The organism is Paenibacillus sp. OT2-17, assembly GCF_009827695.1.
GTDB classification, from domain to species: Bacteria; Bacillota; Bacilli; order Paenibacillales; family Paenibacillaceae; genus Paenibacillus; species Paenibacillus polymyxa_B.
In genome coordinates this window covers 1-8,524 of the sequence record NZ_WUDQ01000130.1, presented here as the reverse complement: position 1 = coordinate 8,524, position 8,524 = coordinate 1, and the positions used below count along the sequence as shown (strand labels likewise).

The window sequence follows — 8,524 nt, the reverse complement described above, 5'->3', positions numbered from 1 at the left end:
AGAATGCCCACAACCATATCGAGCGAGCGTTCGGCCAGAATCGCTACCAGCTGGTCCGCTTCTACTCCCGTCTCCCGCAGCTTCCGCGCAAGGCGGTTGGATCGCTCGTTCAGCTCGCGGTAGGTCAGCTGCCGCTCGTTCATGACGGCGGCCACGTTGTCCGGGTAAAGCTCCGCCTGCTCTTCGAACAAGCCGTGAATCGTCTGCTGCCGCGGGTAGTCCGCCTCCGAATCGTTGAAACCGCGCACCAGCTCGCGGATTTCCTCCTCCGTGAGCATTTCCAGCGAGGCAATATCCTCGTCCGGCGCTGCTGCGATGGTTTCGAGCAGCTTGTCATAATGTCTGGCGAACCGCTCCGCGGTCTCTTGTTTATACAGAGCCGTAGCGTACTCCAACCGGCATTCGAGCTGACCGTCCAGCTCCGAAATATCCAGGAGCAGCTCGAACTTGGATGTTTGGTTTTCTAGTGGATAAAACGATTGCTCCAGCCCCTCGATGACAATTTGCTCGTTCTCCGTATTTTGTAGGGAGAAGAACGTGTCAAAGAGCGGATTCCGGCCGGTCGCGCGCGGAATGTGAAGACTTTCTACCAAGTCTTCGAACAAATAATTTTGGTGTTCGAAAGCCCCGAGCGTGATGTCCTTGATTTCTTCCAGGTACGTAAGGTACGGCTTGGAACGCTCCGGACGGCTGCGAATGGCCAGCGTGTTGATAAACATCCCTACGATCGGCTGCACTTCTTCCTGCGTTCTTCCGGCAATCGGCGTTCCTACGATTAGATCTTCCTGACCCGAATATTTATGCATAAGGATGGTGTAAGCCGACAGCAGCACCATGTACAGGGTCGTCCCTGTCCGTGCCGCCAGCTCTTTCAGCTTCTCCGTCCGATCTTTCTCGATATAAAACTTCACGGTTCGGCCGTCAAAGCTTTGCACCGCAGGCCGCGGGAAGTCCGTCGGTAGCTCCAAGACCGGCAGCTCGTCCGACAGCTGTTCCAGCCAATACTCCTTCTGCGGCTGGAGCATCTGCCCGTAAGCTTCGGAATGCTGCCAAACGGCATAATCTTTGTATTGAATGCGCAGCGGGGCCAGCTCCTCGCCCCGATACAGGCGGCTGAACTCGTCGAAGAGCAGCGCTGTCGAAATGCCGTCCGAGACGATATGGTGCATATCGAACAGTAGAATGTGGCGATCCGCGGCGACTTCGATCAGGCCGATGCGGAGAAGTGGCGGCTTGGTCAGATCAAACGGGTGATAGTAAGCTTCCACCACTTGCTCCACTTCCCGCTCGCTCGCTTGGAAATAATCTACAGCAAACTCCACCTCGTCATAGATGCGCTGGACAAGCTCGCCTTGAACCTGCTCGATCCCGGTACGCAGCGTCTCATGGCGCTGAATCAGCGCCCGGAACGCGTGCTCGACGCGCGTGCGGTCCAGCTTGCCTTCGAGAAGAAGCGCCGCCGACATATTGTAGCTGCGCTCGGCCCCGTCAAGCTGGCGCAGGACGTACAGACGCTTTTGCTCGGATGAAACCGGATAGTACTCGGCCTCAGCCGCCTTTGTAATCTCATACGTCTCCTGCTGCCTTAAACCGCCGATTCTTTGGGCCAGCTGTTCGATCGTGGTGTAGCGGAAAACTTCCCGCAGCGGAACCTCGACTTGCAGCTCTTTCCGAATCTTGGAAACCAGCGTGGAGGCCCGCAAGGAATGACCACCCAAGTCAAAGAAATCGTCTTGGACTCCAACTCGCGCAATACCCAGCACCTGCTGCCAAATGAGAGCAAGTCTTGTTTCCAGCGTTGTGCGAGGAGCCACATACTCACGGCCTACTTCTACCTCTCCGGTCGGTTCAGGCAGCGCTTTACGGTCAATTTTGCCGTTCGGCGTGAGCGGAAGCTTGTCAAGAGACACCAGCCGGGCCGGGACCATATGGGCCGGCAGCTCTTGCTTCAATTGGGACAGCAGATCGCTCAGCTGCAAGGAAGCATCCGCCGCCACGTAGCCGCACAAATACTTTTGCCCCTGCTCATCCGTACGGTCGGTCACCACAGCCTGCTTGACGCCCGGGAAACGCAGCAGGGCCGTTTCAATTTCGCCGAGTTCGATCCGGAACCCGCGAATTTTCACTTGATAGTCGATCCGGCCGATGAAGTCGACGTTGCCGTCTTCCAGCCAGCGGGCCAAATCGCCTGTCCGGTACAGACGTTCGCCCGGCACAAACGGGCTGTCTGCAAACTTCTCGGCGGTTAGGTCCGGACGGTTCCAGTACCCGCGCGCCACCCCGGCGCCGCCGATGACAAGCTCGCCCGGAACCCCTACAGGAACCGGCTTTAACGCGGCATCGACAATGTAAAACCGGGCGTTCAGCCAAGCTTTGCCGATCGGCACATGACCCGACGGCGGCAGCTTATCCAGCGGCTCACCGTAAAAGCTGCTGTCAATGGCCGCTTCGGTAACGCCATAGCTGTTGATGATGCGGAATTGTCCGCCGAATCTTTCCTGCAGCAATCGGTAATCGGTGACACTGCAAGCATCCGAGCTGGTAATCAGCAACTGCATGGAGCTAACGTCCAGCCCTTCTTCATAAATATGCTGCATGAACGGCAGGATGAGCGCAGGCGTCGATTCGAATACCGTAATGTTTTGGTCCCGAATCCAGCCGTACAAGAGGTTCGGATCAATCCGGTCATCCTTCGGCACAATCACCATCGTGCCTCCGTTATACAGCGTCCGCGCGATGTCTCCGACGAACACGTCAAACGAGAAGCTGGCCAGCTGCAGCAGCCGCACCGGAAACTGATCCAACCGGTACTCGCGACGGTACGCATCCGCCGTATTCACGAGACTACCGTGCTCGATCATGACGCCTTTCGGGCGTCCCGTCGTACCCGAGGTGTAAATCACATAAGCCAAGTCTTGCAGGGCGCTGCCGGCAGATTCAAATTCCACGGCTAAGGCATCCCCGTTATAAATCTGTTCATCGTCCATGGCATAGACAGCTTGAAGCTTCAGCCGGTCATCGGCCAACCAACCTCCGGCCCGCTCCAACAGATGACGCTGCGTAAGCAGCACCGATGCATCGCTATCGCTGAGCATGTACTCAATCCGCTCCGCCGGATAATCGGGGTCCAGCGGTACATAGGCTCCGCCGGCTTTCCAAACGGCGAGCACCCCGACCAGCAGTTCCACCGAACGCTCCGCCCAGATCCCCGTAATCGTCTCCCTTCCCACGCCCTGTTCGCGAAGGAGAGAAGCCAGCCGCTCGGCGCGTTCGTTCAATTCGCCGTAGGTCAGCTGTTTGTCCATGTAGACGACTGCCGGATGCTCCGGAATTTCCCGGGCAAACTTTTCAACATACCGATGAAACGCTTCTCCCTCGCTCAGCCCTGCCACCGGCGGGTTAAAAACGTTGAGAATGCGGTGTCTCTCCTCATCGCTCAGCAGAGAAATCTCGCGTACCGGCAGTTCGGGAGTCTGAAGAAACTGGTCCAGAACGGTTACATACTGTTCCATAATCCGATCAATCTCGGCCGTCTCGAACAGGCCGGTACGATAGGAAGCATGGAGAATTACATGGCCTTCATTCAGCATATGGTCGAAGCGCAGCAGCAAATCGTCCATCTCGTGCCTAGCGAAGTGAGCCTCCAGGCATACCTTGATTTCTTCGTACTCCACGATTTTCAAAGGCAGATATTCCAGAGACGTGCGGAACAGCCCCGAAAGATCGTTGCGGCCGTGTTGTTCGCGTAAATCCTGGATCAATTGGTTATAAGGGTATTTCTGATACCTCAGATCCGCCGTATTTTCCTTGGAAACCGTTTGGATCAAGGAAAGCACGTGCCTGTCTGGATTCAGACGAATCCGCGTAGCCACGGTGCTGACGAACATGCCGATCGTTTCTTTTTCCTTCTTGCTGGTGCGATTGGCGAAAACCGTGCCGACCGGAACATCGGTGCTGTCGGTCAGCTTGTACAATAAGGCGTACATGGCGGACAGAAATAACGTATATAAGCTGACCTGATATTGTTCGCTAAAGGCCAGAATGCGTTCATACCGGGAACCGTCCAAAGTGATGGCCAGTTTATTGGATTCGCTGCCGATCGAGAATGGCGGATACGATTTAATGCCGGTCGTTTCAGGCAAAGTGTTGTACTTCGTCAGCCAGTATTCCTTGCCTTTTTGATAACGCTGCGATTGCTCATATTCACGCTCCGCGGAAATATAATCCAGATAGGAAGGGGCCTGGTAACTGCTGGAGATGCCTTTGCGCAGTTCCAGGTATTTTTCCATCACCGCATGCAGCAAAGCATTGACGGACAAGCCGTCGGCGATAATATGATTTACCGTCAAATTGAGCCATACTTGGCCGTTCGCAAAATGGATAATCGTAAATTGGTAGAGGTGTTCGTCGAACACGCTGGCCGGTTTTTCGCTTACTTCTTTCACCCAAGCATAGAATTGTTCGGTTGTGCCTATTTCGAGGCGGCTTATCCTAGCTTGGACATTCTCCGGCTCTTCGAACCACTGCGTTGGATTTTGCAAATCCCCGCTAATGCGGATTCGGAAAACGTCATAGGTTTTGACGATCTCTGCCGCCGCTTGCTCCAGAAGCTGTGTGTTGATCTCGCCCGTAATCTGGTAGGTCGCGGAAAGCATCGTGATGGACGTTCCCGGATTCATAATTTCCATGAACCATATTCGGCGCTGGGCTTGCGTTAATCCATATTGCTCGTTAGTATTCTCTCTCACATCGACACACTCCCAGTTTAGAGATTCTTTATAGATAGGCTTCGTACCTAGATGTCACTTAGTCACTCTTAGAAGAACCGCGCAGGCCATTCCCGGAACGGCTCCTTCGGACTCTTCCTCCTTTTTCGTGTCTACGTTTTCTGGTAACTACCGGTTATAAAGTCATACCTCGGATTACTAAAAGACTCTGTCGCATTCGCAAGCAGGAAGCCGCCCGCCGTAAAGCGGGTCTAGCCGTACAGCCGGGCGTAATAACCCCCGAGCGCCAGCAGGTCCTGATGGCGGCCCCGCTCGACGACCGTCCCTTGGTTCATGACGGTAATCAAATCCGCATGTTCCACGGTGCTGAGACGGTGGGCGATCAGAATGGTGGTGCGCCCCTTCATCAATACGTTCAGGGCCTGCTGTACCCAATGCTGGGATTCATTATCCAGCGCGGAAGTCGCTTCGTCCAGCAGCAGAATCGGAGCGTTTTTGAGAATCGCCCGGGCGATCGCAATTCGCTGCCTTTGTCCGCCCGACAACGACGCTCCTCTCTCTCCCACCGGCGTTTTATACTGTTCAGGAAGTTCCTGAATGAAATGGTGAGCGTACGCCGCTTTGGCCGCTTCGATCACTTCTTCATCCGTTGCATCCGGGTTGCCGTAGCGGATGTTTTCCTCAATCGTGCCGGTAAACAAGAACGGCTCCTGCGGAACGTATGCAATCTGCCTGCTGATTTCGTCCAGCGTGTAATGGCCGAACGGTTTGCCTTGGAGCAGGATTTCTCCGCTGTCCACAGGATAAAAGCCGAGCAGCAGCTTGATCAGCGTACTTTTGCCGCTGCCGCTGGCCCCCACGATAGCGGCGACCTGGCCGGGAAACACCTGCATGGACATGTCGACAAGCACCTTTTTATCCGCCTGATAGGAAAATTCCACATCGCGAAACTCCACCGCAGCCTCCGACACGAGCTCGCTGTGAGGAGATCCCAAACGCTCCGGTTCCTCTTCCTCTCTTAGTACCTCTTGAATCCGGTGAGCGCCCGCGAGCGAATTTTGGATCATCGACAGAACCATCCCCAAGTTCAACAAGGCGTGCGTCAGATTCACTTGCAGAACCGCCAGGGCGGCGACGCTTCCCATCCCCATCAATCCGTAGGCATAAAGAAGACTGCCGATGACGATGATGCCGCAGAACGTGACGTAGCTGATAAAATGGTTCACCGCAGCCTGCATGCCGTTCTTCTGCGCCGTTTGCCGAAGCGTCTGCGTCATTTGTTCGTTCAACGCCTCGTACTGGCCGTAAATCGTGCGGATGCGGAACAGCTTCACCAATTGAATGCCGCCCATAAAATCTTTGAATTTTTCGGTCATTTTACCGAGCGTTTGCAAGCCTTGTTCGGACAAGACGCGAACATCCCGCGCAAATTTCAGGCTGACCACGGAGGACAGCAGCAGAATGACAAAGGATACGCCGGCAAAACGCCAATCGATCAACACCATGGAGACAATGGAGCCGATGCAAAAGACAACCTGAAGCAGCAAAACGAAGTAAACCTGCGAGAATGTAAACTCAACGGTCGTTACGTCGTTGTTCACTCGCGACAGCAAGTCCCCATGGTGCGTCTGCTCCAGAAATTTCGGCCGCACCCGGCACAGCTTGTCATAAAGACGTTCGCGGATATTCAGCACAGTCAGCTCGACACTGCGCTGGTATAAGTAAATGAACCAGGGAGAAACTATATTTTCCAGGAACAGGGACACGCCCAAAATAATAAAGGCTTCCACCATCAGGGACGTATCTCGGGACACGGAGAAATCAACCAAGTTTTGTACGACCAAGCTGAAGGCGATCAGGAACAATGTCTGGGAGAGCGCCGTCACGACCAGGCCAATAGCGTACTGGGTTTTGCGCTTGCCGTTCATAAACGTCAGCAAGTAGCAGAGTTCTTTCACTTGCGAGAGCCATCCGCCCTTTTTCAAGTGTACGCCACCTCCCTGCGTTCGGCAGACTTGGTAAATTCCTGGTAGTACGACTGGGCGTACAGTCCCTTCATCTCCAGCAATTGTTCATGAGTGCCCTTTTCCACAATATTTCCTTGTTCCATGACCCAAATTTCGTCGGCGTTTTGTACTGTGGAAAGCCGGTGGGCAATAACCATCGTCGTTCTCTGCTTCAGCAATATGTTAAGCGCTTCCTGAACCGCGCTTTCCGACTCCGGATCAAGAGCCGACGTTGGCTCGTCCAGCAGCAGAACGGGAGCATCCTTCAGAAAAGCCCGGGCCATTGCAATGCGCTGGCGCTGCCCGCCGGACAAAAAGCCTCCGCGCTCTCCGACATACGTCTGATAGCCGCCAGGAAGCTGCATAATGAAGGAATGCGCCTGAGCGGCTTTGGCGGCTTCGATAATCTCGTCCATCGACGCTTCTTCCCGCCCGTAGCCGATATTTTCGGCGATCGTGCCGCTAAACAAATATGAATCCTGGGTTACCACGGAAAAATACGACCGAAGCTGCTCCGGATCGGCGCCGTGGATCAGGCTGCCGAACACGCGGATTTCTCCCTGGTCCTCCGGAAGTGGATAAAAGCCGCATACAAGCTTAAACACCGTGCTCTTCCCTCCGCCGCTCGCTCCGACAAGCCCGATCGTCTTTCCTTCCGGCACTGAGAAGCTGACATTCCGCAGAATCGGGGAGTTCTCCTCATACCCGAAGGTTACGTTCTGAAACTCGATGGGGGCGGCGCTTGCTTTCGGAAGCGAACGGCCATTTTCCGTTTCGGTCGGCTGCTCGACGATTTCGGAGACCCTTCTCAGGGCACCGGACATTTCGAACGTCCGCGTGATGAGCTCGGGAATATGCTCCAGCGGCTCCAGACACAGATTCAGCAAGTACAGGAAGGCAATCAGCTCTCCCGCACCTAGCTGCCCGTTGTAGATCAAATAGCTTCCGTAACTGACGGCGAAAATGATCGGGCTGATCATCAGCGTGGAAAGCAGCGGGTTGACCCAGGCTTCCCGCTTTTTCACGGCCAGCTTTTTTTGGGCCGTCAATTGCAGCAGCACTTGGTAGGAGCGAGATAACATGCCGGATAGCAGATAGCTTTTTACAATAGGCATGCCCCCAAGCGTATCCTGGAGGTTGACGTTCATTCGGCCCATGTTCACCTGGGCTTCCTCCGTTAACCGCTCCAACTGCTTGCCGATCCATTGGGAAACCAGCAGCGCTAAGGGAAATAACAGCAGGCTGTACAACATCAGCTCCCATTGGAGGTAGATCAAATAAGCGAAACAGCCGATGAACAAAAGCGGATGATAAAACCACTGGGCGAAGTCCCGAACCATAAACTGCTGGATGAGCTGCAGGTCGTTGTTGACCCGCGACAACACGTCGCCGGAATGCTGCTTTTCCAAATAGGAGACCGGGAGTTTGCCGATATGACGCATGACATGATTGCGGATATCCTGCACCGCAGAGGCGCTGCTTCGCTCCACGCCGAAGCTCATGAAAAACTTCGCCGGCACACCGATCAAGATGACCACAAAGACCGTGTACACGATTTGCAGAACGACTGGCCCCGCCCCCTTCTCGGCCTGGGTGGTCAGCTGCTCGATCAAACTTCCCGTCCATACCTCAATAACGGCGGCGGCAATCGCGGACAAGATACCGACGATCATCCAGCCTTTGTGACGGCTTACATAGGACATCAGCCAGCGGAACGCTTTCCAGGCGGCGTAAGCGGTTTGGCGCCTGGAAGACGCCGCTGTGCCTTGTTCTAGAACAGCCGGCTGCCGG

Annotated in this window: 3 protein-coding genes; all 3 read right to left on the bottom strand. The window is 54.9% G+C overall.

Annotated elements, in window-relative coordinates:
• On the bottom strand, positions 1 to 4,748 hold a 4,748-nt coding region (locus tag GRP75_RS14775; RefSeq protein WP_160789667.1), incomplete at its 3' end, for a non-ribosomal peptide synthetase.
• Positions 4,749 to 4,978: 230 nt separating this feature from the next.
• Positions 4,979 to 6,712 (bottom strand): ABC transporter ATP-binding protein, encoded by a 1,734-nt coding sequence (locus GRP75_RS14770; protein ID WP_160789666.1) that lies wholly within the window; start codon positions 6,710 to 6,712, stop codon positions 4,979 to 4,981.
• Positions 6,709 to 8,524 (bottom strand): ABC transporter ATP-binding protein (locus tag GRP75_RS14765; protein WP_237449057.1); only part of this gene is annotated, 1,816 nt, incomplete at its 5' end. The genes GRP75_RS14765 and GRP75_RS14770, both read right to left, overlap by 4 nt.